25 protein-coding genes are annotated in these 26,806 nt (G+C 38.3%); 12 read left to right on the forward strand and 13 right to left on the reverse strand.

Annotated elements, in window-relative coordinates; translation table 11 throughout:
• Positions 1 to 3: 3 nt before the first annotated feature.
• The 5 genes from BUF13_RS04220 to BUF13_RS04240 form a co-directional block, all read right to left on the reverse strand.
• A complete protein-coding gene (locus BUF13_RS04220; protein ID WP_073570469.1) occupies positions 4 to 789 on the reverse strand; it encodes a DUF547 domain-containing protein in 786 nt (261 codons plus the stop codon).
• Positions 790 to 811: 22 nt separating this feature from the next.
• Positions 812 to 1,327, reverse strand: coding sequence for a rhodanese-like domain-containing protein (locus BUF13_RS04225; protein WP_243839692.1), 516 nt, complete (start codon positions 1,325 to 1,327; stop codon positions 812 to 814).
• Positions 1,328 to 1,363: 36 nt separating this feature from the next.
• Positions 1,364 to 2,077, reverse strand: a complete 714-nt coding sequence (locus BUF13_RS04230; protein ID WP_073570471.1) for a Crp/Fnr family transcriptional regulator — start codon at positions 2,075 to 2,077, stop codon at positions 1,364 to 1,366.
• Between the two features lie 69 nt (positions 2,078 to 2,146).
• Positions 2,147 to 2,620 (reverse strand): type I restriction enzyme HsdR N-terminal domain-containing protein, encoded by a 474-nt coding sequence (locus BUF13_RS04235; protein WP_073570472.1) that lies wholly within the window; start codon positions 2,618 to 2,620, stop codon positions 2,147 to 2,149.
• A 35-nt stretch (positions 2,621 to 2,655) separates the two neighbouring features.
• A complete protein-coding gene (locus BUF13_RS04240; RefSeq protein ID WP_073570473.1) occupies positions 2,656 to 3,324 on the reverse strand; it encodes a ComEA family DNA-binding protein in 669 nt (222 codons plus the stop codon).
• Between the two features lie 180 nt (positions 3,325 to 3,504).
• Here BUF13_RS04240 and hemA point away from each other — a divergent pair, with 180 nt between their 5' ends.
• Complete coding sequence (gene hemA, locus BUF13_RS04245) at positions 3,505 to 4,773, forward strand: glutamyl-tRNA reductase (RefSeq protein ID WP_073570474.1); 1,269 nt, start codon at positions 3,505 to 3,507, stop codon at positions 4,771 to 4,773.
• An 82-nt stretch (positions 4,774 to 4,855) separates the two neighbouring features.
• On the forward strand, positions 4,856 to 6,412 hold the full coding sequence (locus BUF13_RS04250; RefSeq protein ID WP_073570475.1) for a WG repeat-containing protein: 1,557 nt from the start codon (positions 4,856 to 4,858) through the stop codon (positions 6,410 to 6,412).
• Positions 6,413 to 6,446: 34 nt separating this feature from the next.
• Here BUF13_RS04250 and floA read toward each other — a convergent pair whose 3' ends face one another.
• The 3 genes from floA to proS all read right to left on the reverse strand — a co-directional run bounded on the left by floA (position 6,447) and on the right by proS (position 9,492).
• Complete coding sequence (floA, locus tag BUF13_RS04255) at positions 6,447 to 7,454, reverse strand: flotillin-like protein FloA (RefSeq protein ID WP_073570476.1); 1,008 nt, start codon at positions 7,452 to 7,454, stop codon at positions 6,447 to 6,449.
• Positions 7,455 to 7,459: 5 nt separating this feature from the next.
• Positions 7,460 to 7,918, reverse strand: a complete 459-nt coding sequence (locus tag BUF13_RS04260; protein WP_073570477.1) for an NfeD family protein — start codon at positions 7,916 to 7,918, stop codon at positions 7,460 to 7,462.
• Positions 7,919 to 8,010: 92 nt separating this feature from the next.
• The gene (gene proS, locus BUF13_RS04265) at positions 8,011 to 9,492 is read right to left on the reverse strand and encodes a proline--tRNA ligase (RefSeq protein WP_073570478.1); all 1,482 of its coding nucleotides are present in this window, start codon (positions 9,490 to 9,492) and stop codon (positions 8,011 to 8,013) included.
• 122 nt (positions 9,493 to 9,614) lie between these two features.
• Here proS and BUF13_RS04270 point away from each other — a divergent pair, with 122 nt between their 5' ends.
• Positions 9,615 to 10,919 (forward strand): DUF5320 domain-containing protein, encoded by a 1,305-nt coding sequence (locus BUF13_RS04270; RefSeq protein ID WP_073570479.1) that lies wholly within the window; start codon positions 9,615 to 9,617, stop codon positions 10,917 to 10,919.
• Between the two features lie 80 nt (positions 10,920 to 10,999).
• Positions 11,000 to 12,514, forward strand: coding sequence for an OmpP1/FadL family transporter (locus BUF13_RS04275; RefSeq protein WP_073570480.1), 1,515 nt, complete (start codon positions 11,000 to 11,002; stop codon positions 12,512 to 12,514).
• Here BUF13_RS04275 and BUF13_RS04280 read toward each other — a convergent pair.
• Genes BUF13_RS04280 through BUF13_RS04290 form a run of 3 tightly spaced genes read right to left on the reverse strand, consistent with a single transcriptional unit; the run spans position 12,504 to position 14,666 of the window.
• Entirely contained in the window at positions 12,504 to 13,031 is a 528-nt protein-coding gene (locus tag BUF13_RS04280) for a shikimate kinase (RefSeq protein WP_073570481.1), read from the reverse strand. The two genes, BUF13_RS04275 and BUF13_RS04280, sit on opposite strands and share 11 nt — an antisense overlap.
• Positions 13,031 to 14,128: a BT_3928 family protein gene (locus BUF13_RS04285; protein WP_073570482.1), complete on the reverse strand. Its 1,098-nt coding sequence runs from the start codon at positions 14,126 to 14,128 to the stop codon at positions 13,031 to 13,033. Before BUF13_RS04285 ends, BUF13_RS04280 begins: the two co-directional genes overlap by 1 nt.
• Entirely contained in the window at positions 14,121 to 14,666 is a 546-nt protein-coding gene (locus BUF13_RS04290) for a DUF1599 domain-containing protein (RefSeq protein ID WP_073570483.1), read from the reverse strand. Before BUF13_RS04290 ends, BUF13_RS04285 begins: the two co-directional genes overlap by 8 nt.
• 124 nt (positions 14,667 to 14,790) lie before the next feature.
• Between BUF13_RS04290 and folP the strand changes: the two genes are divergently transcribed.
• The 3 genes from folP (at position 14,791) to BUF13_RS04305 (ending at position 17,413) form a co-directional block, all read left to right on the forward strand.
• A complete protein-coding gene (gene folP / locus BUF13_RS04295; RefSeq protein WP_394345357.1) occupies positions 14,791 to 15,567 on the forward strand; it encodes a dihydropteroate synthase in 777 nt (258 codons plus the stop codon).
• Positions 15,564 to 16,445, forward strand: coding sequence for a diadenylate cyclase CdaA (cdaA, locus tag BUF13_RS04300; RefSeq protein ID WP_073570485.1), 882 nt, complete (start codon positions 15,564 to 15,566; stop codon positions 16,443 to 16,445). The genes folP and cdaA overlap by 4 nt, the downstream gene beginning before the upstream one ends.
• Before the next feature lie 245 nt (positions 16,446 to 16,690).
• Positions 16,691 to 17,413 carry a DUF5715 family protein gene (locus BUF13_RS04305; RefSeq protein ID WP_083586365.1) on the forward strand — a complete coding sequence of 241 codons (723 nt, stop codon included), beginning with the start codon at positions 16,691 to 16,693 and terminating at the stop codon, positions 17,411 to 17,413.
• 75 nt (positions 17,414 to 17,488) lie between these two features.
• On the opposite strand, the gene kbl is transcribed toward BUF13_RS04305, so the two are convergent.
• Entirely contained in the window at positions 17,489 to 18,685 is a 1,197-nt protein-coding gene (gene kbl, locus BUF13_RS04310; protein WP_073570486.1) for a glycine C-acetyltransferase, read from the reverse strand.
• A gap of 145 nt (positions 18,686 to 18,830) precedes the next feature.
• Between kbl and BUF13_RS04315 the strand changes: the two genes are divergently transcribed.
• The 5 genes from BUF13_RS04315 (at position 18,831) to BUF13_RS04335 (ending at position 26,367) form a co-directional block, all read left to right on the forward strand.
• On the forward strand, positions 18,831 to 19,778 hold the full coding sequence (locus tag BUF13_RS04315; protein ID WP_073570487.1) for an NAD-dependent epimerase/dehydratase family protein: 948 nt from the start codon (positions 18,831 to 18,833) through the stop codon (positions 19,776 to 19,778).
• 98 nt (positions 19,779 to 19,876) lie between these two features.
• The gene (locus BUF13_RS04320; RefSeq protein ID WP_073570488.1) at positions 19,877 to 22,615 is read left to right on the forward strand and encodes a DUF1553 domain-containing protein; all 2,739 of its coding nucleotides are present in this window, start codon (positions 19,877 to 19,879) and stop codon (positions 22,613 to 22,615) included.
• Between the two features lies 1 nt (position 22,616).
• Complete coding sequence (locus BUF13_RS04325; protein WP_073570489.1) at positions 22,617 to 24,116, forward strand: DUF1501 domain-containing protein; 1,500 nt, start codon at positions 22,617 to 22,619, stop codon at positions 24,114 to 24,116.
• Positions 24,117 to 24,119: 3 nt separating this feature from the next.
• Positions 24,120 to 24,992, forward strand: a complete 873-nt coding sequence (locus BUF13_RS04330; protein WP_073570490.1) for a sugar phosphate isomerase/epimerase family protein — start codon at positions 24,120 to 24,122, stop codon at positions 24,990 to 24,992.
• The gene (locus tag BUF13_RS04335; RefSeq protein ID WP_083586366.1) at positions 24,985 to 26,367 is read left to right on the forward strand and encodes a c-type cytochrome domain-containing protein; all 1,383 of its coding nucleotides are present in this window, start codon (positions 24,985 to 24,987) and stop codon (positions 26,365 to 26,367) included. The genes BUF13_RS04330 and BUF13_RS04335 overlap by 8 nt, the downstream gene beginning before the upstream one ends.
• Here the strand turns inward: BUF13_RS04335 and BUF13_RS04340 are convergent.
• Positions 26,364 to 26,717, reverse strand: a complete 354-nt coding sequence (locus BUF13_RS04340) for a Spx/MgsR family RNA polymerase-binding regulatory protein (protein ID WP_073570491.1) — start codon at positions 26,715 to 26,717, stop codon at positions 26,364 to 26,366. The two genes, BUF13_RS04335 and BUF13_RS04340, sit on opposite strands and share 4 nt — an antisense overlap.
• Positions 26,718 to 26,806 lie beyond the last annotated feature (89 nt).

The following is a 26,806-nucleotide window of genomic DNA, read 5'->3' on the forward strand; positions in this document are numbered from 1 at the left end:
AGACTATTCGTTTAGACTCCAATTGTAATCCAGATAACTAACCTTGGCGTTTTTTGAAATTTGAGTCTTGCTGTAACGATTCAAGAAATCGATGATTGAACCATCTTTCGTGAAATCACCTGAAAACCAGGAAAAAATAGAGGAAATCTCAGCTTTGTCTTTTTGAATTTTATTACGGAGAGGATCATTGATGAATTTTACAGAAACAGATTCCAGTTGGGATTCCAATTGATCTGGAGTAAAAGCAAAAGGTTGTAAAGGAGGGCAAGAAATCGATGCACAATTGATCGCAAAATGGATTCTTGGCTCGTTAAATTCCTTTCTCAAAATCCCATGTTCTATTTCATCCAAGCTGGTTTCGACCCCTCCGATTTGAAAAAACTTATAATGCCAGACATCATTTATCAGTGGAACCTTCAATTTGGGACCTAAGTCTCGAATGCTTTCCACTGGATAATGATCTACAATCAATTTGACGGTAAAAGCATTGTAAGCATTGATCCAGTAAGCTAATTGCTCATTTTTAGACCAATTTTTACGATCTGGGGCATTATTTGACAATAGATCAAGATAGGTTTCCAATTGACTTTTGTCATTGATAAAGCCTTTGTAATCCACCATTCCATTGGATTTGACATGTTTGTGGACCAATTGATTCCAAAGTTCATGACTTGGTGGAGTACTTCCTTCTTTACCCAAAGATGAATTGCCACAAGCAAATAACACGAGTGAAAAAGCAAGGAGAATAAATGATTTAAGTGGAGAAAAAGATGCTTTTGAAAAATTCATTCTTAGAAATTGTAGCTTTTGATCAATAAACTTTTTCTCCTTTTTTCAACCAAATTCCCCAAGATTGAGAATAGGTATGCACTTGGTTGGTCATGGAATTTTCATTGAATACCGGGTGATTTTCATTGACCCAATGGATAATTCCGCCATAAAGATTGAAAACCTGAAAACCTTCATTTTGAAGTTTTTGCCCTATTTCTTGAGATCGAGCTCCAACCGTACAATAGACTAAAACTGGTTTGTTTTTATCCAACTTTTGTACATCAAACTCAGGAAATGAATCGAATCCAGCCCATTGCGCCCCTTCAATATGACTCACCTCATATTCCTCCTTTTCTCTGGTGTCCAAGATTTGAAAGTTATCTAAGCTTTTCAATTCACCTGGTTTCAAAACTGGAAACTCCTCATCGTAAAGAACTGACAACAAGGATTTATAGGCAACAGATTGACTGTAAACTTCATTTGCCAGAAAGAATACGAAGAATACTCCTAGCAAGGGGAATCGCAAGGCAGAAATGATTCTTTTGGGTGACATCATGATGGTAGAACTTGAAAACCTACCTAAGGGTTCTGATTAAGCGTAAAAATCAGAAAGTCGAGCTAAACCACGTTTGTCCTTGATGATGATTTTCTTTCCTTCAAATTCGATCAAATCATCTTTTTTAAATTCAGAAAGTAGCCGAATCACCGATTCAGTTGCTGTCCCAACAATACCGGCAATCTCCTCTCTACTCAAAATCAAGTCAATTTTCTGGCTTTCTCCTCCTTCTACACCATAGCAACTAGCCAAATGAAGTAACACATAAGCCAATCTTTCTCTAACACTTTTCTGTGTGGCGTCGGTCAATTTCTCTTCCATCACTCCAAGCTCATGACTCAATTCCTTGGTTACTCTTTTGAAGAATTCAGAATTGGTCATCAACGTCTTTAAGAATGCTTCTTTGGGAATAAAGCAGATTTTGGCATCCTCTACAATCATTGCAGAATTGGTATAGTTTTCTTCTCCCAACAATGCTGCGTACCCCAAAAAGTCACCCTTCTGAGCTAAATGGACAATTTGCTCTTTGCCATTTGAGGCTGTTTTATAGACTTTAACCACACCTGAATTGATACAAAATATACCCAATGGCTTGGTCCCTTCGTAATACAGGATTTGTCCTTTTCTATGCGAAATAAGATTCTTATGATCAGATATGGTACAGATTTGAGAATCTGTCAATCCTGACATCATCGAAAATTTACGACTAGCGCAAAGTTCGCATGGAGTATTATGTGGTGAACTGGACATGCTAAGTAGGTATGATTAATCGGCGTTTGAAGATAAAAAATGACTGATTAATATCATAAAACATTGGAATCAATTTGGTATTGGAGGAAAGCTTTTTATTTGTTCAAACCTCTTTTCATCTAAAATCCACTGCAAACATAAATGGTTCATCCCATTCGATAATATTAAGTATTCTGATTGTAGTTGACTATGATATAAACAAGCTTGCTCCACTGTTTTTTGAGATAAAGAGACATTGGGCGCTTTACATTCAATAAGCAAATGGACATTACCAGATTTATTATATACCAACAAATCCGTCCTTTTTTGTAATTGATTGTATTTCAGACCTTTTTCAATAGAAAGTAAGCCTTTTGGATAACTCTGCTCTTTTATCAAAAAGGAGATCCAATGCTGTCGTACCCATTCTTCTGGAGTTAAAACAAGATCTTTTTTTCGAAGTATATCAAATACCCAAAGCCTGCCTTCTCTTTGAGAAAGTCTGGGTTCTATTTCAGGAAGATTTAATTTGGGTAATTTAATTCCTTCTCCTTGCGGTATCATGCCTCAAATATCTAAGGAATTTGAATAACTAAGGCCTAAAAGTCGAGATAAGGTGAAATTTTATTTATCCATTCTGAAGTAAATATTTTCACGTTCAATAAATCATCAGCACTTGTATACTTACCATGTTGATTTCTATATGCGACAATAACTTTAGCCTCTCCATAACCAATATAGGGGTGCTTTGCAAGTTCACTCACATCCCATTCATTGATTTGTACTTTTTTCGATATCCCACTTTCAAAGTCGAAATATTCCCAAATTCCAGCAGCAACTTCTTCTTTTAACCCATAAACATCCTGAAGCTGATTTTTGGAATGCATACCTCCTAAAGATTCTCTAAACTTGATTATTCTAGACGCCATTGTCGGGCCTATGCCAGGTACAATTTGAAGTGTAACAGAATCAGCTTCCGAAAAAGGAATCCTTTTCAAAGAACTTTGGTTTAAGGATGGAGCAGTATCTAACGGTGCCTGAATTGGCATGGGAGATTTCACAAATTCAAACCCTACTTGTTCCAGAGAATCTATTAACACCTGAATTTCACTACTTTGAGCTACCCGAGATTTCGCATTGATCTTTTGGATCAACTGAGGAATCATAGCAAGAATTAAAAGGAAAGGAATCAGTAGAACAAAACCTCTGGACTCCTTATTTGTAAAGCCCAGATACTGTTTGAGTTGGTAAAAAAATCTTCGGTACATAAGAAAAGCCTAATAGATAAAATCAATAACTGATAATTTAAGAATATTGGACTTGAATAACAATTTTCCAGACCTTTGCGAAAACAGTTATTTAGACATATTCTAAATTCAAATTAAGCTTATATAAAAACAGGCATTAGAGTACATTGTCTGTTAAATTTGCGATGCAAGACTAAATCTATGCAGAATAAGTTTAGAGCCTTAAGTTTATCCCACAAGACCGCTCCCGTTCAAATCCGGGAATTGATTGCGCTAGACGATCAATCAATTCATAGCATCCTATTGAAGCTAAAAGAGTTTTTTAGCCTTCAAGATGCACTCATTCTATCTACTTGTAATAGAACTGAGGTGTATTATAGTCATGAACTTGAACTAAGTACAGAGATCATCAAATTGATTGGGTTGGAAAAGGGAATGATGGAAGTGGTAAACTACATTGATTATTTTGAGATTTTCAGTGAAGATCATTCTGCCATCAACCATCTTTTCAGAGTATCCATGGGATTGGAAGCTCAAGTTGTGGGAGATATTCAAATTTCAAATCAAGTAAAAAGAGCTTACCAAGCTTCTGCTGATTTGGACATGGCTGGACCATTTTTGCATAGACTGATGCACACAGTCTTCTTCACTAATAAAAGAATCGTACAAGAAACTGCATTCAGAGATGGAGCAGCTTCCTTGTCGTATGCATCTATTGAATTGATCGAAAGTTTGACCTCAAACACCTATCAACCAAGAATTCTGTTGATCGGTGTGGGAGAAATCGGAGAAGACGTAGCCAAAAACATGGTCTACCTTCCTGAGGCGAAAGTAAAAATTACCAATAGAACACAATCTAAAGCTGAAGCAATCGCAGCAGAGCTTGGATTTGAGGTAGTTCCTTTTGAAAATTGTTTCGAAGCTATGCAGGAAGCTGATGTGATTGTCAGCTCCATTCATAGATCTGAGCCATTTATTACCAAGAAAATGGTCAGTCAGTTTGAGATTCAATCCTACAAGCTATTCGTTGATCTTTCTGTACCAAGATCAATTGAGACAACAGTGGAGGATGTTCCAGGAGTGATCCTATACAATGTGGACAATATCAAAAGCAAAGCTTCAGAGGCTTTGGAAAAAAGATTGGCATCTGTTCCTCAAGTAGAAAAAATCATAGAGGAAACCATTCATGAATTTTCCAGCTGGAAAAAAGAAATGATGGTCTCACCTACTATCAATAAACTAAAGCAATCTTTAGAGCAAATCCGTCAGGAAGAGCTGGCTAGATTCTTAAAGAATTCAACAGCTGAAGAATTTGCTGTGGTTGACAAAATCACCAAAAGCATGATGCAAAAGGTATTGAAAGTACCTGTTGTACAGCTAAAGGCTGCTTGCAAAAGAGATGAAGCAGAGGAAATGATAGAGTTTATCTCAGATCTTTTTGACTTAGATAGGGTTCAAGAAGAAAAATAAAGGCAAATCAAAACATTTTTAATGCCCAAAAGGGGAATTCCTCTTTTGGGCATTTTATATTCGGGCTTTAATAAGATTATCGATGTTTCGAAAAAGCCCATTATTAGTACTGTTCTTTACAATTTCTTCTTTTCTCCAAGCCCAAACCTATGAGGTCTATGATTATGACATGAATCTCAAAACTCGGTTGGTATATAAATCAATCTCGCTTTTGAGTGAGTCTGTCAAGATTGGAAGTAATGAAGAAGGATTATTTCTCCTTTCCAATGATTTTAAGCCTGCTGTAAATTTAGAAGGCGATGAGATTTATCAATTTTTAGAGCCATGGATATTAGTAAAAGGTCCAAATGGAATCGGAGCTTTTCACGAATACGGGCAAAAGGTTTTAGATCTTGAGTATGATGAGATAGAGACCTATTTCAATTTTCTTTTGGCAAGAAAAGACAATGAATACTGGATATACAAAAGAGGAAAAGGTACCACAACTTACCTCGGAGAATTGGAATCAGCTGAGATAACGAATGTAGGTCAGATCATAGCTAAGCGAAACAACGAATATTTCCTTCCCTTGGGAGAAAATCCTGACGAAACTTTCGAATATCTGGAAGGAAATGAAGGTGAATACATATTGGTGAAAACCCAAACTGGATTTGGCTTAATCAATATGGAGGGCACAATCGTTTTGGAACCGGTTATTTCAGAGCTAAAACATAATAGAGGTAATTTTTACTATGGTTTTGACCAGGACCAATACCTTTTGATTGAAGGCGATCCGATTAATGCAAATATTCGGTATAACTCATTCCATAAAATCTCATTTGAAAATGATTTAATGCTTGAATACATCTATGGAAAACTCAGAAGAGTGATGGAGGAAGATGGAATTTTATTGGATACAGTAGGAATGACCGAGGTCAACCGGATGGAAAGGGACCTTTACCAAATCAAATTCAGAGATGGAAAACTTGGATTATTGGGTAAAAAAGGCTGGATCGTTAAACCAACCGATAGTTTGGAATGGATCAACAATGGAAATGAAGGCTATTTCGCAGCCAAGAAAAATGGAGCTTTCGGCTATGTGAATAAAGAAGGAAGTTGGCTAATTACTCCCACTTTCCAGGAGGCAGGTCCTTTTTCTGAACATTTTGCCAGCATCAAATCAGGCCTTTATTCTGGGCTCATTAATTCCAATGGCCAAATGGTCCTGAGTCCAGAATGGGATGAAATCAAAGCATTTCAAAACGGTTGGGGAGTTGGAAAGAAAGACAATAAACTTTTTCTAATCAATGCTTCAGGGGAAATCAAAAATCCAGAAGGATACAATAAGGTATGTAGAACAGAATCTGGTCAATTTCTGGTAGAATCCAATGAAAAAGTCGGACTCTTAAGCTCTAATGGTGATATCATTCTTAATCCTGAATATGACTTCTTGAAACATGAAAGAAGCAATTGGGTTTTGGCCATCAAAGACAGCAAGAGCGGATTGATTCAGGAAGATGGAGAAGTCATTATTCCATTTGACTATGAAGAGATCATCATAGATAATCAGAATCGCCAAATTTTGGTAAAAAGTAATTATGAACCGGTATTGATGGTGGAGCAAGAACCTGTATCTAAGAAAAAGAAAAGGGGCCATTAAGCCCCTTTTTTGATTTAAAATATATATTCACTTTTTACTTCTTATCTCCTTTTCCTTTGGAATCGCTTCCTTCAGAATCTGATTTAGCAATTGAATCTCTCATAGAAGTATCAGATTTGATATTTTCCATTCTATAATAATCCATCACTCCCAACTGGCCGGATCTAAAGGCTTCCGCGAGAGCTTTGGGAACTTCTGCTTCAGCTTCTACTACCTTCGCACGCATTTCCACATTCTTTGCCTTCATCTCTTGCTCCAAAGCTACAGCCATGGCTCTTCTTTCTTCCGCTTTTGCTTCAGCTACTTTCAGGTCAGCAGACGCCTGATCGATCTGTAACTTCGCACCGATGTTGGTTCCTACATCAATATCAGCAATATCAATAGAAAGGATTTCGAAAGCTGTTCCCGCATCCAACCCCCTTTGCAACACCAATTTAGAGATTTTATCAGGGTTTTCTAAAACGCTTTTATGAGTATCAGCAGAACCGATTGAAGTCACAATTCCTTCCCCTACCCTTGCCAAAATGGTATCTTCTCCAGCACCACCTACCAATTGAGCAATGTTTGCACGAACAGTTACTCTGGCTTTTGCTACCAACTGAATCCCATCAGCAGCAACTGCAGCCACATTAGGAGTATTAATTACTTTTGGATTTACAGATATCTGAACTGCCTCAAACACATCTCTACCAGCTAAATCAATAGCAGTTGCCTGTTTAAATGACAAATTAATATTTGCTTTATCAGCAGAAATCAAAGCTCGAATAACATTAGGAACATTCCCTCCTGCTAAGTAGTGAGTTTCCAATTCATTGGTAGTCAATTGCAAACCTGCTTTTGTTGCAGTAATTAAAGAGTTTACAATCACACTTGGGGGAACTTTTCTAATCCTCATTCCAAACAATTCTCCAATTGTCACTTTCACTTTAGCGAAAAGTGCTGTGAACCATAATCCAACAGGAATAAAGTAAAGGAAAAGCCAGATAACTAAAATTGCTCCAAATGCAATTATCAATAAAAAGACAGGGCTTGAAGGGTCCATAATATTTACTTAACTAAAATTTGATTGTTTTCAATTTTCATTATTGTGATGATCGAATCTACTGAAATAAAACCGGATTCTGATTTAACTTCAAAAATAGAGTCTCCAAATAATCCTTTTCCAATCGGTTTTAGATCTGAAATTGCTTTTCCTTCCATTCCTTTTTCTAATCCTTTGGTTCTTCCATCAAACACACCTCCTTCCAAGGCATTTTTTAAGGTGAGCTTTTGCCAAACTCCAGATTGAAAACTATAGACAACTGCTGCAATATTTAAGACAGTAGCAATGGCTGTAATCCACCAGGCTATATTTGCTGGGAAAGTCAAAAAAGCATAAGCTACTCCTGCAAGGCTAATCAGTAAACCCAAAACTCCAACAACTGTCGTTCCAGGGATAAATAAGGTCTCTGCCATTAAAAGAATAAGACCTATGATCAATAAACTTGAAAGGATTAGAATTGTCATTTGGGTTTTTATTTAGATTCCTAAAATACGAGAAAGCCAGCAACCTTGGACAATAGAAAATAAAAAAACCCTGAATTCTCAGGGTTTAATTTTTAATATGCTTTTGCAAAATATACTCGGCCTGTCGAAGGTTTCCCTGTTAAAATGCAGGTTCCGTCTTCCTCTTTTTGATCCAAAGGAATACAACGGATTGTCGCCTTAGTCAATTCTTTGATTTTATCTTCTGTCTCTGACGTCCCATCCCAATGAGCTGAAACGAATCCACCTTTATTCTCCAAAACATCCTGGAATTCTTCCCAAGAATTCACCTCAGTAGTTTTCTCAGTTCTGAAATTCAAAGCTTTCTCATAGATTCCTTGCTGGATTTCATCAAGTAATCTAGGGATCATTACTTCAATCGGCTCGGAAGAAAGATCGAAGCTTGATTTGGTCAAGTTATCTCTTCTAGCCAATTCAATTGTTCCATTTTCCAAATCTCTAGGACCGATTGCAATTCTCAATGGAACACCTTTCAATTCATATTCAGCAAATTTCCACCCTGGCTTATGAGTATCTCTATCATCAAATTTGACAGAAACACCAACTTTTCTAAGAGCTGTCATCATTTCATAAGCTTTCTCAGAAATAGCATTCAACTGCTCTTCTCCTTTATATATAGGGACAATCACCACCTGAATTGGAGCCAATTTCGGAGGAAGGACTAAACCATTATCATCAGAATGTGCCATAATCAAGGCCCCCATCAATCGGGTACTCACACCCCATGAAGTACCCCAAACGTGATCCAAACCACCTTCTTTGGTTGCAAACTTTACATCAAAAGCCTTTGCAAAGTTTTGTCCCAAGAAGTGAGAAGTTCCTGCTTGAAGAGCTTTTCCATCTTGCATCATAGCTTCAATACATAAAGTTTCATCAGCACCTGCAAAACGTTCGTTCTCAGTTTTTCTTCCTTTCACAACAGGTACTGCCATGAATTCCTCAGCAAACTGAGCATAGACATTCATCATCTGAACCGTTTCAGCCATTGCTTCTTCCTTTGAAGCATGAGCAGTATGCCCTTCTTGCCATAAAAATTCAGCTGTACGAAGGAAAAGTCGGGTTCTCATTTCCCACCTTACAACATTCGCCCACTGGTTTACCAGCAAAGGCAAATCTCTATAAGACTGAATCCAATTTTTATAGGTGCTCCAGATAACCGTTTCAGAAGTAGGACGAACAATCAGCTCTTCTTCCAATTTTGCTTCTGGGTCAACAATTACTCCTGAACCATCTTCAGCATTTTTCAACCTGTAGTGTGTTACTACCGCACATTCTTTCGCAAAGCCTTCTACATGAGAGGCTTCCTTACTGAGATAGGACTTGGGGATGAATAGCGGAAAATAAGCATTCGTATGACCAGTTTCTTTAAACATTCGGTCAAGTTCAGCCTGCATTTTTTCCCAAATGGAATAACCGTAAGGTTTGATTACCATACAGCCTCTGACTGCAGAGTTTTCTGCCAAATCAGCTTTTTTTACCAACTCATTGTACCAAAGAGAGTAATCCTCACTTCGCTTAGGTAGTCCTTTACTCATTCTATTTTGATTGAATATGAAATGTCTTTATTTTTACTAAATTAAGCGTGGCAAATATAAGGTAAAAATATAACCCTACACCTCGAACAACGTATAACTAAGTAACAACTCAAACTTCAACCATGAAGAAATTATCCGTATTACTTACACCAGCAGTCCTAGGAACACTTGTTCTTGCTTCTTGTAGCTCTTCACAGCTAGCTACAAATGGAGCGAGTGACAACATGTATTTCATGGCTTCTGATGCAAAACTATCTACTGAATACGCTGTACAGAACAACAAGCCAGAAACATTTCAAGAATTCAATTCTTTGAATGATGTTCCGGAAGAAAGTTTTTCCAGCAGAAACGTCAATCCTGATTACATCTCCCGATATCAAGCGGACACAGAGGAAACAGGAGATGAAGTGGTTTACTTCGATGAAACTGCTGCAGTTTCTGAGGGTGAGCCAGACATTGATGTTTACAACAATTATTACGTTGGAAGTTCAGGAAATAGTTCTTGGGCAAATCCTTCTTTTGCCTTCAATATGGGCTTTATGTATGGTTTTAACCCTTGGGGATTTGGTTTTTATGATCCATTCTATGGACCTAGTTGGGGTTATAGACCAGGCTTTAGCCTAAGCATCGGTTTAGGTTGGGGATTTGGATATGGATTCGGGTCTCCTTTCTTCAGACCGGGCTTCGGTTATGGAGGTTTCTATCCTAGCTATGCTTGGGGTGGAGGTTATTATGGAGGAGGTTACTATGGCGGTTATTATCCTGGCTATGGCAATCCAATCTATGTACTTCCAGGAGGAGAATACGGTGATAGAAGAGTAGTAAGAGGTGCAAGACCTACTAGAGGAGCATCTTTAGCCACTGCTGGAAATAGAGCTGTTGCAAATGCCGCCCTACCTAGTACAGCAAGAGCGCAAGCAAGAAGAGATGTTATGAATAATAGAAGTATTGTTTCTTCTGACAGAGCAAGAACAAGCTCTAGAGATTTTGGAACAAGTCAAAATGATTATTATAACTCCAATAGATCTAGAATTGCTACAACTAGGAATACTAGAACTACAAATTCTGCAGCCATGGATAGATCATCTTCTGTTAGATCAAGAAGCGCTATGCCAACTGCAAGACCAAGTACAAGATCAATAGGAACAACAAATAGAGGGGTAAATACCAGAAGTATTGACACTTATAGAAGATCAACTACTTCAAACCCATCCTATAGAAGAACTACCACTCCTTCTTATAATAGAAGTACTATGCCAGGTAGAACTTCTAGCCCAAGTTATAATAGAAGTACACCTAGTACAAGGACATATACACCATCCAGAAGTTCCTCTGGCAGCATGAGCATGCCAAGTAGAAGTTCTTCAAGCGGTGGAGGATCCAGAGGCTCAGTCTCATCCGGATCCAGAGGAGGAAGGGGGAATTAAAATCCCCCCTTTTTTTTGCCAAAAATTAACCACTTCGCCTTTTCTTACCGTTATAATAGGCAATCAAATATTATTTATTAATGAAGATAAAAGCTTCAATTCTATTACTCTCTAGTATAATATGCGGACATGTAGCATACTCACAAAGCGGATATTATGAGGATGCTTTAAGGTTTAGCCAAAATATGCCTGCAGGAACTGCTCGAATTATGGGTATTGGGGGAACCCAGTGGTCATTGGGCGGAGATGTTTCAAATATTGCAGGAAACCCAGCAGGATTGGGCTTCTTCAGGAATTCAGAAGCAAGCATCACTCTAGGTTATTCAGACTGGGGAGTTGACACCTATTATTTGGGTCAACCAAAATCATATAACACTTCCAATTTCAATATTCCTAACCTATCAGTAGTATTCGCCAATCCTAAAGGAGACTACGAAAGAGGTGCGTTTAAGGGAGGATCCTTTGGTATTAGTATCCAAAGAATAGCCAACTTCAATACAGAATATGGTTTTTACTCTGATCAACTTGGAGAAACTTCAATTATTGACTTTTATATCCAGGATGCATATGGAATCCCAGAATCTCAAATTGAATCTTTTGGATTAACTGGTTTGGGATATTTGACCTACCAAATCAACCCAATTGCATTTGATGATGATGGTAATCCAATTTCTAACCCTGACACCTATGATTCATTCGTTACTGGATATCCGTTCCAAGACGAAAATGTAACTCAAGAAGGTTCGGCAAGCCAAATGACTTTCTCATATGGTGCAAACTTTAACCATAAGCTTTTTGTAGGTGGGTCAATTGGAATTCGTTCTTTAAGTTTTTCTTCTTTGAAAGAATACAACGAGGAATTTCCCGATGGTCCTTTAATCAATTCTACCATCAGAGAAAGTCTTTATATTAATGGCACTGGCTTCAATGTAAATATGGGCTTGATCTATAAGCCTATCGACTATGTCAATTTGGGTTTCAATTTCCAGAGTCCAACTTGGTATATGTTGAACGAAGAATATGAAGCTTCTATGTTTGCCAATTATGATAATTACTACTTCGAGGAAGAGGATATCACTTTAGGAAATGTAAGCGCTACATCCGATTACATTTTAGGTCGATATAACCTCAATACTCCTTTAAAAATCGGAGGTGGAGCCACATTCTTTTTAGGGAAAAATGGATTTATATCTGCTGATGTGGATTGGGTAGATTATAGTGCAGCTAGATTAAGTTCAAGAGACTTTGATGAGGGACCAGATAACCAAGCAATCAGTTCCTATTATGGAAGTACCGTCAATTTTAGATTTGGTGCGGAAGCAAGATTAAACATCTTAAGACTTCGAGCTGGATATGCCCATTTCGGCGACCCTTATACGAATTCTGATTTTGATAGAAGCACACAGCAAATTAGTGGTGGTATTGGCGTGAAATTGAATAATTTCTCAATGGACTTTGCTTTAGTCAATCAGAAATACAATGGGCTTTACAGCTCCTATCAAGTATTAGATAGTCAAAACAATAATATTGGACCAGTTACAGAATTAGACAATTCAATAATTAATGGAGTTCTAACCCTTGGGCTTAGTTTTTAAGTCTGTGAATTAACTCAGATACCAAAAGCTCAGTGATAAAGTCAGATCCGCTGAGCTTTATTTTTGACTGGTTATAATAGGATTCTCTATCAGCTTGAAGGCTTTTCAATTTAAGGATAATCTCTCCGCCTCCCATTCCTTGAAACATGGGTCTATTTTGAATTTTAGTTCCTACCAACCTTTGAGAAATATCTTCCAAAGGAACGTCAAGATATACAGAAACAGCTTTCGCATTGATTCGGTCCATATTGTCATTGAAGCAAGGACAACCTCCTCCAGAGGCCAAAACAAAGGACCTATCCCAACTCAAAACCTGTTCTAAGGCTTCAGTCTCTATTTCCCTGAATTTCCCCTCGCCCATTTTTGAAAAAATATCTGGGATTTTCATCTGCTCTTTCTGCTCGATCTGAGTATCCAGATCATAGAACGGAAAGTCCAAAGCTTGGGCCAATTGTTTACCAAAGGTACTTTTTCCTGAACCTGGAAGGCCTACCAAAACAACTTTTAGAAATTCCATTATTGAATAAAATAATCTAAAACCTCAGAGGCTTCAGGTGTATTGTTGTGATGGAATTTGGCTAGAACAGTTCCATCTTTTAAAAGCATTAGGCCCGGATTAGATCGGATCATGGTTTTGACTACAGTGGCATCAGCCTGTACAGCCAAAATATCCCAACCTCTTGAGGTCAACAAATTATTGATTTCTTCTTCAGAAGCTGCAGCAGCCAAAACCACTTGGATCGGAGAATTTGCCAAACTTTGAATCAATACATCAATTTCATCCAAATTTGCATCACTCATTTTGGAATAATTACTTACTAAAACCACCAATTTGTTCCCCACAAACATCTCTTCAGAATAATCACCGTCATTGTTCCAAACTGCAAAATCAGAGATTTTCGGTAAGTTCTCAGGGTTCTTCAAATTCATTTCTACAAACTCATAGCTTTTATCTGTAGGGTATTGATCCAATATCACCTCTTGCCCATCTTTTTTCATTACATAGGAATACTGCAATGGTGCTGATGGTTGCATATTTTCAGGAATATTTACTCCGACTTTGTAAGCACGAAAATCAATGAATGGCAAATTCCTAATTGCAGTAATAGAAAGAACAAAAGATAAAATACCAACAACCATTACAACCCTTTTTGCCCATGAAGGGGATGATTCTGGAAGAAATTTCCTTAATGCAAATATCCCAGCGATCATTATCATCAAGATCACATCCTTATAAAAAGATTCCCAGGGGGTCAATTTGATCGCATCTCCAAAGCAACCACAATCAGTCACTTTATTAAAGTATGCAGAATAGAAAGTAAGAAAGGTGAAAAACAAGATCATCAGACCTAAAGCCCAAACAGTGAATTTGGACCTAACACCAAGAATAAGCATTACTCCTAAAACCACTTCAACTACCACTAGAAATACCCCTATATAAAGAGCAAAAGGCTTGAGGTAATAAAAGAATCCCGCAATATCATTGGAAAACACGTCGAAGTATTCTTCCAGTTTAATGGCTGTTCCAACTGGGTCGTTGACTTTGATCAACCCGGAAAAAATAAATAGACCTCCAACCAGAAGTCTCAAAACCCACAGTAATGCTTTACCCATGATATCCTAGTTTGATTAGACAGAAAACCGAATAATTGATCATATCCTGATAGTTGGCTTCGATCCCTTCCGAAACCAAAGTCTGACCTTCATTATCTTCAATTTGCTTAACTCTAAGTAATTTCATCAAAATGATGTCAGTCATTGAGCTCACTCTCATTTCTCTCCAAGCCTCTCCATAATCGTGATTCTTGTTTTCTAACAGTCCCTTTGTATCATTCACCCATTTATCATAAACAGGCTCCAAATCATCAAAAGGAATTTCCATCCTTTCATCTTTTGAAAAACTAATCTGTAATAAGGCAATTAGACAATAGTTGATGATTCCTACGAATTCATCTACGATTGGGTCTCCTACTTTTTGGCTTCCCTTTTCTTGAATTGATCGGATACGCTGTGCTTTGATAAAAATCTGGTCGGTAATGGAAGACAATCTCAAAATCCTCCATGCTGTACCATAATCTATAGTTTTCTTGCGAAATAGTTCTTTACAACGGGCAATAACTTGCGTATATTCGTTACTGGTTTTCGTTTCCAATCTTAGTTTAATTTTAATGTTGTCGGCTGCGAGTGCATCTTCCTCGATCGAAGATAATTTATTTCCCCAAAAATATACACTTCAAATTAAGGGAAGGCTTATTGAATGGGAAAAGCCGCAAATAATGGGGATAATCAATACAACTCCTGATTCATTTTTTGATCAAAGCAGAATTTCCCTAAATAAAGAGGCTATTCTTCAACAGGCCGAAAAAATGATTCAAGATGGTGCTTCCATTTTGGATATCGGTGGCTACAGTAGCAGACCAGGTGCCAAAGATGTGAGTGAAGATGAAGAATTGGAAAGAGTATTGCCAGCTGTCAATTGGATCAACAATGCGTTTCCGGAAGTTTTGATTTCTGTAGATACATTTCGATCCAAAGTTGCAAAAGTTGCCGTAAATGAAGGTGCCCATATTGTAAATGACATTTCAGGTGGAGAACTGGATTCTGACCTAATACCGACAGTTGCAGAGCTTGGAGTTCCATACATTTTGATGCATTTGAGGGGAAATCCTCAAACTATGCAGGCAAAAACGGAGTATTTTGATTTTCTTCCTGAAATATTGAACTATTTCGCTGAAAAACTGGATGTAATAGTAAAGTTTGGCATCAAAGATGTAATTATTGATCCGGGTTTTGGTTTTTCTAAAAATCTCGATCAGAATTACTTTCTTTTGAAAAATCTGGAAATTTTGAAATCGTTAGGTCTGCCAATTCTGGCTGGTCTTTCCAGAAAATCCATGATTTATAAACTATTGGAATGTGAACCATCAGAAGCTTTGATTGGTACCACAGCCTTGAACATGGTGGCACTTCAAAAAGGTGCTAACATCTTGAGAGTACATGACGTTAAAGAAACAAACGAAACCCTGAAATTATATAACCAACTTTACGCTTGACCTTACTTTTTAAAATAGGATTCCTGGATGTATCCATCGTCAATATGATTGATATTGCGTTGGTGTCATTTCTATTGTACCAGGTTTACAAACTCCTAAAGGGCAGTGTTGCAATCAAGATTTTCCTTGGCTTCCTCTCTATTTATTTGATGTATCTCTTGGTGAGAGCACTTCGAATGGAATTACTTTCCTCCATATTGGGGCAGTTCATGGGAGTCGGTGTGATAGCAGCTATTATCATCTTCGCACCAGAGATCAGAAAGTTCCTCTTAATGATCGGTAGATCTTCTTTGTTGTCCGATGACAATGCCTGGAAGGATATGCTTTTCTTCTGGAGAAAAAAAGACAATGAATCTTTTAACATTACTCCTATTATTGATGCATCCAAAACCCTAGCTGGCTCAAACACAGGTGCTTTGATGGTCATCTCTAGAAGTACTGAATTAAAATTCTATGCCGAAAGTGGTGATATATTGGATGCAGAATTATCAAAAAGACTTCTTGTTTCGATTTTTAACAAATACAGTCCGCTACATGACGGTGCTGTGATCATACACAATGGTAAAATCAAAGCTGCAAGATGTATTCTTCCGGTTACAGAAAGGGAAGTTCCTGCCCAATTTGGATTGAGGCACAGAGCTGGAATCGGAATGTCTGAAGCGACAGATTCCATTATTTTGATTGTATCAGAGGAAACTGGTCAGATTTCTATGGCTAAAAATGGAAAGATCCTGCACAACATGTCTTTCCAGGAAGTTCGCGAAACATTGAATGATTACTTAAACAGTCAGGATGTGGATGCGAGATTCGAGAATCTGGAAGATTACCAGCAGAAGAAAAAGAAGAAACTGGCAGCAATGACCAGCAAGACTTCTTAAAAAAAATTACATCTAATTTCTTAGGAGTAATTTTTAATTTAAAACACTACCACTTACTATTTTTTATTACCGATTAGACTTTTTAGCTAGTCTATTTATTAAAAATTGAACTAGTTGTTCTCTTAATCATATTATATAAAATCATCCATCAAGTATTAAAAAACTAGTAGCAAAGTGGATTAATCTTTGCTATCACAGCGTTAAGATTATCAGTATAGCCTGACAAATCACCCCCACTCTTAACAATGAAAAAACCAAACAGAATTCAAATTGCTATTTTATTGATTCTATTTTCCGCAGGAGCCTGGGCTACCCAAGCATATATGCCTGAAATCAAAAAGCAATTGAAGGACACTTATTCTTCATTGGTAGAACCAGATAAGGAAACTATTCGAGCAGAAATAATTCAAACGATTGAAATAGAAGTTCCAGAACCAAGAATAACACCTCCTATTCCCAAAGAGCTTATCACTAAAGAATATGATAAGCACTTATTCGCTGCAGAATACAATGGCTTTGGGTTGATTGAAAGTGAAGATCATTACAATAGTTTGGTCAAAGACGGGAAGCTGGTCTTAATTGATAATGGAACAGGCTATGAAGTGATGCCTTTGACTCATAGCCAACCTTATATCACTCCCTATTCAAAGACTGTTTTGGAAGAAATCGGAATCGCTTTTCAAAGCCTAACAGACTCTAAAAGCTATATCACGCTCACCTCAGTTACCAGAACTCCAGAACAACAAAAGAGTCTAAGAAAAAGAAATACCAATGCAACTAAAGGCGTTAGTTCTCATTCCTACGGAGTGTCTTTTGACATTTCATACATCCGATTCAATGGTAAAAAGAATTGGAACCGAAAGAATCAGAAAAAGCTCGAAAAAATCTTAAAGGAATTTGAAGCGGAAGACAAAATCTTCTTTATCAAAGAAAGAAAGCAGAATTGCTACCACGTGACAGTCAGGTAAATTTCTTTCATGTATACAACAAAAGCCAGAATTCAATATTGAACTCTGGCTTTTGTCATTTATATAGAAAGAGGATTATTTGATCACTCCCAATTCTTTTCCTACTTCAGTGAAAGCTTGAATTGCCTGATCCAAATGCTCTCTTTCATGGCCTGCAGAAATCTGAACACGGATTCTAGCCTGTCCCTTTGGTACAACAGGGTAATAGAAACCAATCACATAGATTCCTTTCTCCAAAAGTTTCTCTGCCATTTGTTGAGAAAGAACTGCATCATATAACATCACTGGAACGATAGGATGTGTACCAGGCTTAATATCAAATCCTGCAGCAGTCATTTTCTCTCGGAAATATTGTGTATTGACTTCCAATTTATCTCTCAGCTCGGTGGTCTCAGTCAACAAATCAAACACAGCAATAGATGCTCCAGTAATTGATGGCGCCAAGGTATTGGAGAACAAATATGGTCTAGATCTTTGACGAAGCAATTCGATAATTTCTTTTCTACCTGAAGTAAATCCTCCAGATGCACCACCCAAAGCTTTTCCCAAAGTGCCTGTAATGATATCCATTTTGCCCATTACATCGCAATGCTCATGAACTCCACGGCCCGTTTTACCCATAAAACCGGTGGAATGACACTCATCAGACATCACCAATGCTTCATATTTCTCGGCAAGAGCTACAATCTTATCCAACTGTGCAATCGTACCGTCCATGGAAAAAACTCCATCCGTAACGATGATCTTTTGCTTGGCCCCTTTTGCGACTGCATCCTTCAATTGAGCTTCCAAATCCTCCATATCATTATGCTGATAACGGAATCTCATTGCTTTACAAAGTCTGACACCGTCAATAATGGATGCATGATTCAATGCATCAGAAATAATAGCGTCCTCTGGCCCCAAAATAGGTTCGAATACACCACCATTGGCATCAAAAGCCGCGGCATAAAGAATTGTGTCCTCGGTTCCTAAAAATTCGGAAATCTTCTTCTCCAATTCTTTATGAATATCCTGAGTTCCACAAATAAACCTCACAGATGACATTCCAAAACCATGAGAATCAATCGCTGCTTTTGCTGCTTCGATTACTTTAGGGTGAGATGAAAGTCCCAAATAATTATTGGCACAGAAGTTCAAAACTTTCTTTCCTCCAGTGATAGTTATCTCTGCCGCCTGAGGAGAAGTGATGACTCTTTCATTTTTAAAAAGACCTGCGTCCTTGATAGATTGGATTTCCGCTTCCAATTTGGGTTTGATCTGATCGTACATGTTGAGAAGTATTAACTAATAATTTTCGGTTTTCCTTTGGTCAAAAATTCTTTTCGACCCTCTAATTTTTTATACTTTTGCGCAAGCAAATCCAAATATAAACAAAAAGCCTCGGAAGGAAATCGGGCAATTTAATCTCCCATCAATGGAAAAAATTCTTGTAATCGGCGCTGCCGGTCAATTGGGTTCTGAATTAACAAAATCATTAAGTGATATTTATGGCGGTGACAGGGTGATTGCCACGGACTTAAATGAGTCAGCCAGGTCAAAATTCGACTATTGCCAATTCGAAGTATTGGATATCATGGATCAAGCAAAAGCCAAAGAATTGATCCAAAAAGAAAATGTAAAGCAAGTTTATCATTTGGCTGCAGTCCTTTCAGCAACTGGTGAGCAAAAACCGCTTTTTGCATGGAACCTAAACATGGACAGCTTATTGTTTGTCCTTGAAATGGCTAGAGAATTCAAAATGGAGAAAGTTTATTGGCCTTCTTCTATTGCTGTTTTCGGTCCAAACACTCCTAAAATCAATACTCCTCAGTATTGCGTGAAAGAACCAAACACTGTGTATGGAATTTCTAAGCAGGCCGGCGAAAGATGGTGTGAGTATTATTTCCAGAAATATGGAGTCGATGTACGTAGCTTAAGATATCCGGGTTTGATTGGATACAAATCTCTTCCAGGCGGAGGTACTACAGATTACGCCGTAGACATTTATCATAAAGTATTAGCTGGAGAAAAATTCAGCTGTTTCTTGAGAGAAGACAGCTCTCTTCCTATGATGTATATGCCGGATGCCATCAAAGCAACTTTAGATTTGATGCATGCTCCTGCTGAATCGGTAAAAATCAGATCAAGCTACAACCTAGCGGGTATGAGCTTTACTCCAAAAGACATCTACGAAAGCATTTTAAAATACCATCCTTCTTTCGAAATCGAATACAATCCTGATTTCAGACAAGGCATTGCAGATAGTTGGCCAGATAGTGTTGACGACAGTTGTGCGAGAGCTGATTGGGGATGGAAACCAGACTTTGGACTAGATGAAATGACAAAGGATATTCTGGAAAACCTTCCAAATTATTCTTTTTAATTAACTTAATAACCCGAAAGACATCTTTCGGGTTTTTTGTTGAAATAGTTTTCAGAATTTAGGCCATTTTGCCTATTTTTCTGATTCGAAATAGACTCATGACGAAACTTAACCTCTATATTATAATTACTGCCCTGGTGATTCTAGGGATTATTACGGCTTATTTTTTTGCACCCAGTAAGAAGGTAGATTTTAGTACTGAAATCAAACCCATACTCAACAAGCATTGCATTTCCTGCCATGGAGGAGTCAAAAAAAGTGGTGGTTTTAGTGTTTTATTTGAAGAAGAAGCCTTGGCTGTGACCGAATCTGGTCATCCGTCCATAATTCCCGGCGATGCAAATAACAGTGAACTAATCAAAAGACTTTCAGATCCTGATCCAGAATTAAGGATGCCTTATGGCAAACCTGCTCTTGCAAAAGAAGAAATTCAAATATTAAAAGATTGGATCAATGAAGGTGCAAATTGGGGGAAACACTGGGCCTATGAAACTGTACAAAAGCCTGAAGAAATAGATCAGGTCCTTTCAGCAGGAATCGGAACAAGTAATTCAGAGTCAAGCTCCAACCCAATAGATTTTTTTGTTGCAGAAAAATTAGAGGAACAAGGTCTAACATTTTCTCCTCAGGAGGATCCGAATAAACTTTTAAGAAGAGTATCCTTAGATATTACCGGGCTACCTCCTACTGATTCATTGTTGAATTTATATCAAGGTGGAAAAATCAACTATGAACAAGCAGTTGACTACTTGCTTAACCAGCCGAGCTATGGTGAAAATTGGGCCAGCTGGTGGTTAGATTTGGCGAGATACGCTGATACCAAAGGGTATGAAAGAGATGTTTCTCGGACTGTTTGGCCTTATCGAGACTATGTGATTCAGTCACTCAATAAAGACAAGCCCTTTGATGTCTTTACAATTGAGCAATTAGCAGGAGATCTCCTTCCAAACCCCACACAAGAACAACTCACCGCCACTGCTTTCCACCGAAACACCATGAATAATGATGAAGGTGGAACACAGGATGAAGAGTTTAGGGTTGCGGCAGTTTTGGATCGGGTAAATACCACTTATGAAGTTTGGCAAAGCACTACCATGGCCTGCGTCCAATGCCATAGCCATCCTTATGACCCTATTCGACATGAGGAGTTTTATGAATCCATGGCTTTTTTCAATAATACCAGAGATGAAGATACTCATGACGAGGAACCGAAACTGAGGTTTTATTCTGTAAAAGATCAAATCAGCTTTGGCAAGGTGGTTAATTGGGTAGAGCAAAATGAATCCAAAGAGGCTGCTAAGAAAAAGGCTGATTTTTTGACTTTCTTCGAACCTAAATATGAATCTCATATTGCTACGGACTTTAATAAAGCAGAACTCATCGATACCAAATGGTTGGGGCTGTGGAATGGTGGCTCAGCCTATTTTAGGAATATAGATACGCAAGGTTCCGATCAAATGCTCTTGAATTACCGAAGTGGCTTGAATGGAACCCGAATAACCATCAGAATTGGGGGACCTGAAGGAGAAATATTGACTCAATTCACTTTGAACCAGACAAAAGGTGATGAAATACATTCTTTCCCTATCAAAAAAATCCAGGGGAAAAATGACCTATATATCTCAGCAATAAGTCCCATTGCCAAACCACAACAAAATACTTCTGCATTAGTATGGTTTGCCTTTATCCCAAGTCTTCCAGGGAAAAACGAAGCTGGATTTGCTGAAGTAAAAAACTCTTGGGAATCAATTCTCAAATTCAATGGAACGAAGCTTCCAATTTTGATTGAAAACCCAGAATACATGAAACGTGAAACCAAAATCTTCGAAAGAGGAAATTGGTTAATGCTAGGTGATGAAGTGGATCCCGACACCCCTTCGGAATTCAATGAATGGAATCCAGAGTGGCCAAGAAACAGATTAGGATTTGCATACTGGCTGACTTCTAAGGAAAATCCTTTGACATCCAGAACGCTAGTCAACAGAATCTGGGCACAACTATTCGGTCGAGGAATTGTGAGTTCTGTTGAAGATATGGGAACCCAATCGGATACTCCTTCACATCCAGAGCTTTTAAACTATTTGGCTTGGACCACCATGAACGATTATGAATGGAGTCTTAAAAAGCTCATTAAGTCTATCGTTACCTCTGAAACCTATAAGCAAAACTCATCAGTTTCTCCAGAATTGTATTCTCAGGACCCTCAAAATAAGTGGTATGCACGAGGTCCAAGAATAAGATTGAGTGCGGAGCAAATCAGAGATCAAGCTCTGGCTGTTTCTGGGTTGCTTAGCAATAAAATGTATGGTCCGGGAGTTAAGCCACCCCAACCAGAAGGAATCTGGCAAACCGTATACAATGGAGAGTCCTGGAATGAATCAAATGGCGAAGATCGATATCGACGAGGTATCTATACTTTCTTGAAAAGAACTAGCCCCTATCCTTCTTTCATCTCTTTTGATGCAGGTAGTCGGGAGGTTTGCTTGAGTAATCGAATTGTAACAAACACCCCTCTCCAAGCCCTAGTAACCTTAAACGATCCAGTTTATTTAGAAGCCGCAGCCCAATTGGGTAAGTGGATGTTAGATTCTGATTCTGATCCTCAAAAAGGAATCTCAAATGGCTTTAAAAAATTGATGCTAACACCTATTTCGAAAGAAAAACTCAAAGCATTGGACGAATTGTATTTGGCATCCTTGAAAGAATTTGAGCAGAATCCAAAAACCCTTCAGGAGTTTATGACTGCCAATTTTGAGCAGATAAGCCCTGAATTGGCATCCATGTCTGTGGTGGCCAATGCACTTTTGAACTTGGATGAATTCCTAACGAAACCTTGACATGAAGCATTTAGATAAATTATTTCAAGAGCTTTCTCAGCAACAGCTAGAAAAGAAAACCAGAAGACATTTTCTAATGGATTGTGTCAGCAAAATGGGAGGTCTGGCTTTAGCCCCTCTGATGTTCGGCTGTGGATTGGAATCCAAACCTAAAGGATTGGAATTAAGCCAAAGAGACTTGAATCCTTTGGCTCCTCTTCCACCTCCTTTCAGAGGAAAAGCCAAGTCCATCATCTATTTACATATGGCAGGCGCTCCCTCCCAGTTAGAATTATTTGACTACAAGCCAGAATTGGCAAAATACCATAATCAACCTTGTCCAGAGTCTCTTTTGGAAGGAAGGACATTTGCCTTTATCCGAGGAGTTCCTAATCTATTGGGTCCACAGGCAAACTTCACTCAAAAAGGTGAATCAGGAGCTTGGGTATCAGACTTTTTACCTCATTTCTCTCAGGTAATAGATGATGTGGCCTTCCTTAAAGCTGTTCATACTGATCAATTCAACCACGGACCCGCCCAGCTATTTATGCAAACGGGTAGCCCAAGATTGGGACGTCCTAGTTTGGGAAGTTGGGTTACTTATGGATTGGGCACTGAAAATCAAAACTTACCAGGATTTGTGGTTTTGACTTCTGGTGGAAAAACCCCAGATGCAGGCAAAAGTGTTTGGGGAAGTGGCTTTCTACCATCTGTTTATCAGGGAGTACAATGTAGATCCAAAGGAGATCCGGTGCTTTATCTCCAAGATCCTGATGGCATGTCCCGAGATATGAAGAAAAATTTGATCTCGGCTATCAATGATGTCAATAAGGAAGAATTCAACCAATATGGGGATCCAGAAATTCTAGCCAGAATCAATCAATATGAAATGGCATACAGAATGCAAATTGAGGTACCTGAAGTGATGGACATCAATGATGAACCTGAATACATTCATGAGCTTTATGGAACTCAGCCTGGAAAAGAATCCTTCGCCAATAATTGTCTTTTGGCTCGAAAACTAGTTGAAAAAGGGGTCAGAGTCGTTCAGTTGTATGATTGGGGCTGGGATTCTCATGGAACAGATCATGATGGGTCTATTGATATGGGACTTAGAAATAAGTGCCGTGAAATTGACCGTCCTATGACTGCCTTACTTTTAGATCTCAAACAAAGAGGCTTGTTAGAAGACACTCTTGTAGTTTGGGGTGGTGAGTTTGGAAGAACACCAATGCAGGAAAATCGGGAAGGAAAACAGCAAAGTTTCTTGGGAAGAGATCATCACGGAGATGCATTTACCATGTGGATGGCCGGAGGAGGTGTAAAAAAAGGAGCAAGCTATGGTATCACTGATGACTTTGGTTTTTCAGGAGTTGATGAACGGGTTTCTGTTCATGACATCCATGCTACTATACTTCATTTGATGGGCTTTGATCACGAACAGTTCACGTATGATTTCCAAGGCCGACCTTTCAGACTGACAGATGTGGAAGGAGAATTAATTAGAAAAATTATCGCTTAATACATGCACCAATTTTCCAGATTGCTCTTAGCAATTGCTTTTATTTCGATTTCATTCAATTCAATTGCCCAAAAACAAGTTCTCTTCTTCCAAACAGATTGGGGGAATGAACTACCAATGGATGACTTTTTAGCCAAAACCAAAGCTGACGGATACGATGGTATCGAAGTCTGGATGCCTAGGTCCGATGAAGCCAAACAAAAGCTAAAAGAAGGTCTTGAAAAGTATGATTTGAAAGTCCTCTTCCTTCATGGAACGAACAAAGGCTTACCTTTTGAGGAGTCCTTAAAAGCCTATGAGGAGGGTTTAAGATATATCTTAACCTGGAAACCAGTCAAAGTAAATAGTCACACAGGAAGTGATTTTTGGACCTTGGAGCAAAATCTTGCTTTCATCAAAGCTGGTCAAAAAATAGCTCAAGAATCAGGTATCCCCTTAATCCATGAAACTCATCGAGGTAGATTTTCCAATACACTTCCAGCAACCTTGGAAATGATTGAAGCTTTTCCTGAATTGAGATTGAATCTGGATATCAGTCATTGGATGGTAGTTCATGAAAAACTGATCCAAAAGCAAGATCCTTTCCTTAAGTCAGTATTACCTCATATAGATCATATTCATTCCAGAGTTGGATTTGCTGAAGGACCTCAAGTGAATAATCCTGCAGCTCCAGAATGGAAACATGCTGTAGAAGTGCATATGGAGATTTGGAAAGAAATCATCTTGAATTTTCCTGAGGATACTTTTACGATTACTACCGAATTTGGTCCTCCCCCATATTTACCAACCGTTCCGTTCTCCAACGTTCCGATTGCTGACCAATGGGAAGCGAATGTTTACATTATGAATTTGATCAAAAAACATCTAAATGATTGAGTTTATTTTTCCTCTTTTTGGAAGGTTCCATCCTATCTTAGTTCACCTTCCGATTGGCTTTCTGGCCTTTGGAATCATCTTGGTTTTCTTGAGTAAAAAAGGAGACAGCAAGCACTTGGATTCCATTCGTCTGGCCTTTTTACTTGGAGCTATTTCAGCCATACTTTCATCTATTTCTGGTTTCCTTCAGTACCAATACGAAGGATTCAGCTGGGATTCGGTTCAGTTTCATTTCTATTTTGGAAGTGGTACTGCTCTATTTTCATTTTGGCTCTTTTATGAAATCAATAAATCAAATGAGATTCCACCTAAGTTTAAATTGAAGGCTGGGATATTATTTGCTTTACTCCTATTCACAGGTCACTTGGGAGGAAATATCACTCATGGAGAAACCTATCTTATTGAACCTTTACCTGCAGAAATGCAGAACTTTCTAGGCTACGATACATCTGAGAAAAAGGGCTTAGAAATCCCCGAAAATGGATGGGAGGAGTTGGCCTATTACGAGGATGTAGTTCAACCAATCCTCAATCAAAACTGTGCAAGTTGCCATAATACCAGAAACAAGAAAGGCGAATTAGACTTGTCTAGTTACAATTCCCTTTTGGAAGGAGGAGAAGATGGCTTTATTCTAACCAGTGGAAGTCCAGAGGACAGTCCGCTTTTTTCAAGGTTGGTACTTCCCAAAGAAGATGAAGACCATATGCCTCCAAAGGAAAAGCGTCAAATGCACAAAGAAGAGATTGAGTTGATCCAGAGATGGATTGCCTTGGGAGGAAACACTGAATCCAAATTGGGAGATGCAAATATTGAGACTGAATTGTTGGAACCTTTTATCAAACGTGAAGAGATTCCATTCTACTCAACCGCCTCCGTGAATCCAGTTTCAAAAGATGATCTGAATACACTAAAAGATGAGGGTTTCTTTGCTGAGCCAGTTTCTGAGCAATCAAACTGGATCATGATTTCCTGCATCAACTTCCCTTCTTTTTCAGATTCAGATTGGCAAAAATTAAATTCTGTAAAAGATCAGTTAGCCTTTTTGGATCTATCTAGAACTCAAATTACCGATCAAAGTCTGGATCAAATTGCAGGCTTTCCCAACTTGACTGTGTTGAAATTAAACGAGTCGGATATTTCAGGAAGTGGATTGGAAACGCTTCTAAAAAATGAAAACCTGAAGAACCTCTATTTAAACAAAACTCAGGTGACATTGGAGCAATTGGAATCACTTCAAGATCACCCGAGTTTAGAAAAGGTCTTTGCATTTGATACTCCAGCAGCCGAAAACGACAAGTCCAAAGAGTTTAGCTTTCATTTGGAAAAAGGAAATTACTTACTCCCTAAACTAGCTACCGACACTATAGTTTTTTAAGAAAGGTGGCTTTCGATTGCTTCCTCATCAAAACCCAGTGTGATACTTCCATCACCGTAAACAATCACTGGTCTTTTGATCATGCTGGAGTTTTCTACCAAAATAGGAAGGGCTGATTTTTGGGATTCCAAGGCAGCTTTTTGAGAATCATCCATCTTTCTATAGGTCGTTCCCTTTTTATTGACTAGCTGCTCCAAGGATACTTTTTCTAGAAATCCTTCCAATAAATCCTTGGTTGGTTTCTGTTTTTTATAATCGATAAAATCATAGGCTACTCCTTTTTCTTCCAAAAAAGTGAAAGCCTTTTTCATGGTATTACAGTTTTTGATTCCGTAAACTTTAACTGACATGGTTTTCGTTTTGATTAATTGATTTCAAGATTCAATGTGAATGTAAAGATACCCGGGATTTCAAAACCTTCGGGTATCTTCCATCCAAC

It is taken from the genome of Algoriphagus zhangzhouensis (assembly GCF_900148515.1).
Lineage (GTDB): Bacteria > Bacteroidota > Bacteroidia > Cytophagales > Cyclobacteriaceae > Algoriphagus > Algoriphagus zhangzhouensis.

Bases quoted from the DNA above. Each gene is read 5' to 3' on its own strand.
- BUF13_RS04220 (WP_073570469.1), bottom strand. From the start codon at position 789: ATGAATTTTTCAAAAGCATCTTTTTCTCCACTTAAATCATTTATTCTC.
- BUF13_RS04225 (WP_243839692.1), bottom strand. From the start codon at position 1,327: ATGATGTCACCCAAAAGAATCATTTCTGCCTTGCGATTCCCCTTGCTA.
- BUF13_RS04230 (WP_073570471.1), bottom strand. From the start codon at position 2,077: ATGTCCAGTTCACCACATAATACTCCATGCGAACTTTGCGCTAGTCGT.
- BUF13_RS04235 (WP_073570472.1), bottom strand. From the start codon at position 2,620: ATGATACCGCAAGGAGAAGGAATTAAATTACCCAAATTAAATCTTCCT.
- BUF13_RS04240 (WP_073570473.1), bottom strand. From the start codon at position 3,324: ATGTACCGAAGATTTTTTTACCAACTCAAACAGTATCTGGGCTTTACA.
- hemA (WP_073570474.1), top strand. From the start codon at position 3,505: ATGCAGAATAAGTTTAGAGCCTTAAGTTTATCCCACAAGACCGCTCCC.
- BUF13_RS04250 (WP_073570475.1), top strand. From the start codon at position 4,856: ATGTTTCGAAAAAGCCCATTATTAGTACTGTTCTTTACAATTTCTTCT.
- floA (WP_073570476.1), bottom strand. From the start codon at position 7,454: ATGGACCCTTCAAGCCCTGTCTTTTTATTGATAATTGCATTTGGAGCA.
- BUF13_RS04260 (WP_073570477.1), bottom strand. From the start codon at position 7,918: ATGACAATTCTAATCCTTTCAAGTTTATTGATCATAGGTCTTATTCTT.
- proS (WP_073570478.1), bottom strand. From the start codon at position 9,492: ATGAGTAAAGGACTACCTAAGCGAAGTGAGGATTACTCTCTTTGGTAC.
- BUF13_RS04270 (WP_073570479.1), top strand. From the start codon at position 9,615: ATGAAGAAATTATCCGTATTACTTACACCAGCAGTCCTAGGAACACTT.
- BUF13_RS04275 (WP_073570480.1), top strand. From the start codon at position 11,000: ATGAAGATAAAAGCTTCAATTCTATTACTCTCTAGTATAATATGCGGA.
- BUF13_RS04280 (WP_073570481.1), bottom strand. From the start codon at position 13,031: ATGGAATTTCTAAAAGTTGTTTTGGTAGGCCTTCCAGGTTCAGGAAAA.
- BUF13_RS04285 (WP_073570482.1), bottom strand. From the start codon at position 14,128: ATGGGTAAAGCATTACTGTGGGTTTTGAGACTTCTGGTTGGAGGTCTA.
- folP (WP_394345357.1), top strand. From the start codon at position 14,791: ATGGGGATAATCAATACAACTCCTGATTCATTTTTTGATCAAAGCAGA.
- BUF13_RS04305 (WP_083586365.1), top strand. From the start codon at position 16,691: ATGAAAAAACCAAACAGAATTCAAATTGCTATTTTATTGATTCTATTT.
- kbl (WP_073570486.1), bottom strand. From the start codon at position 18,685: ATGTACGATCAGATCAAACCCAAATTGGAAGCGGAAATCCAATCTATC.
- BUF13_RS04315 (WP_073570487.1), top strand. From the start codon at position 18,831: ATGGAAAAAATTCTTGTAATCGGCGCTGCCGGTCAATTGGGTTCTGAA.
- BUF13_RS04320 (WP_073570488.1), top strand. From the start codon at position 19,877: ATGACGAAACTTAACCTCTATATTATAATTACTGCCCTGGTGATTCTA.
- BUF13_RS04325 (WP_073570489.1), top strand. From the start codon at position 22,617: ATGAAGCATTTAGATAAATTATTTCAAGAGCTTTCTCAGCAACAGCTA.
- BUF13_RS04330 (WP_073570490.1), top strand. From the start codon at position 24,120: ATGCACCAATTTTCCAGATTGCTCTTAGCAATTGCTTTTATTTCGATT.
- BUF13_RS04335 (WP_083586366.1), top strand. From the start codon at position 24,985: ATGATTGAGTTTATTTTTCCTCTTTTTGGAAGGTTCCATCCTATCTTA.
- BUF13_RS04340 (WP_073570491.1), bottom strand. From the start codon at position 26,717: ATGTCAGTTAAAGTTTACGGAATCAAAAACTGTAATACCATGAAAAAG.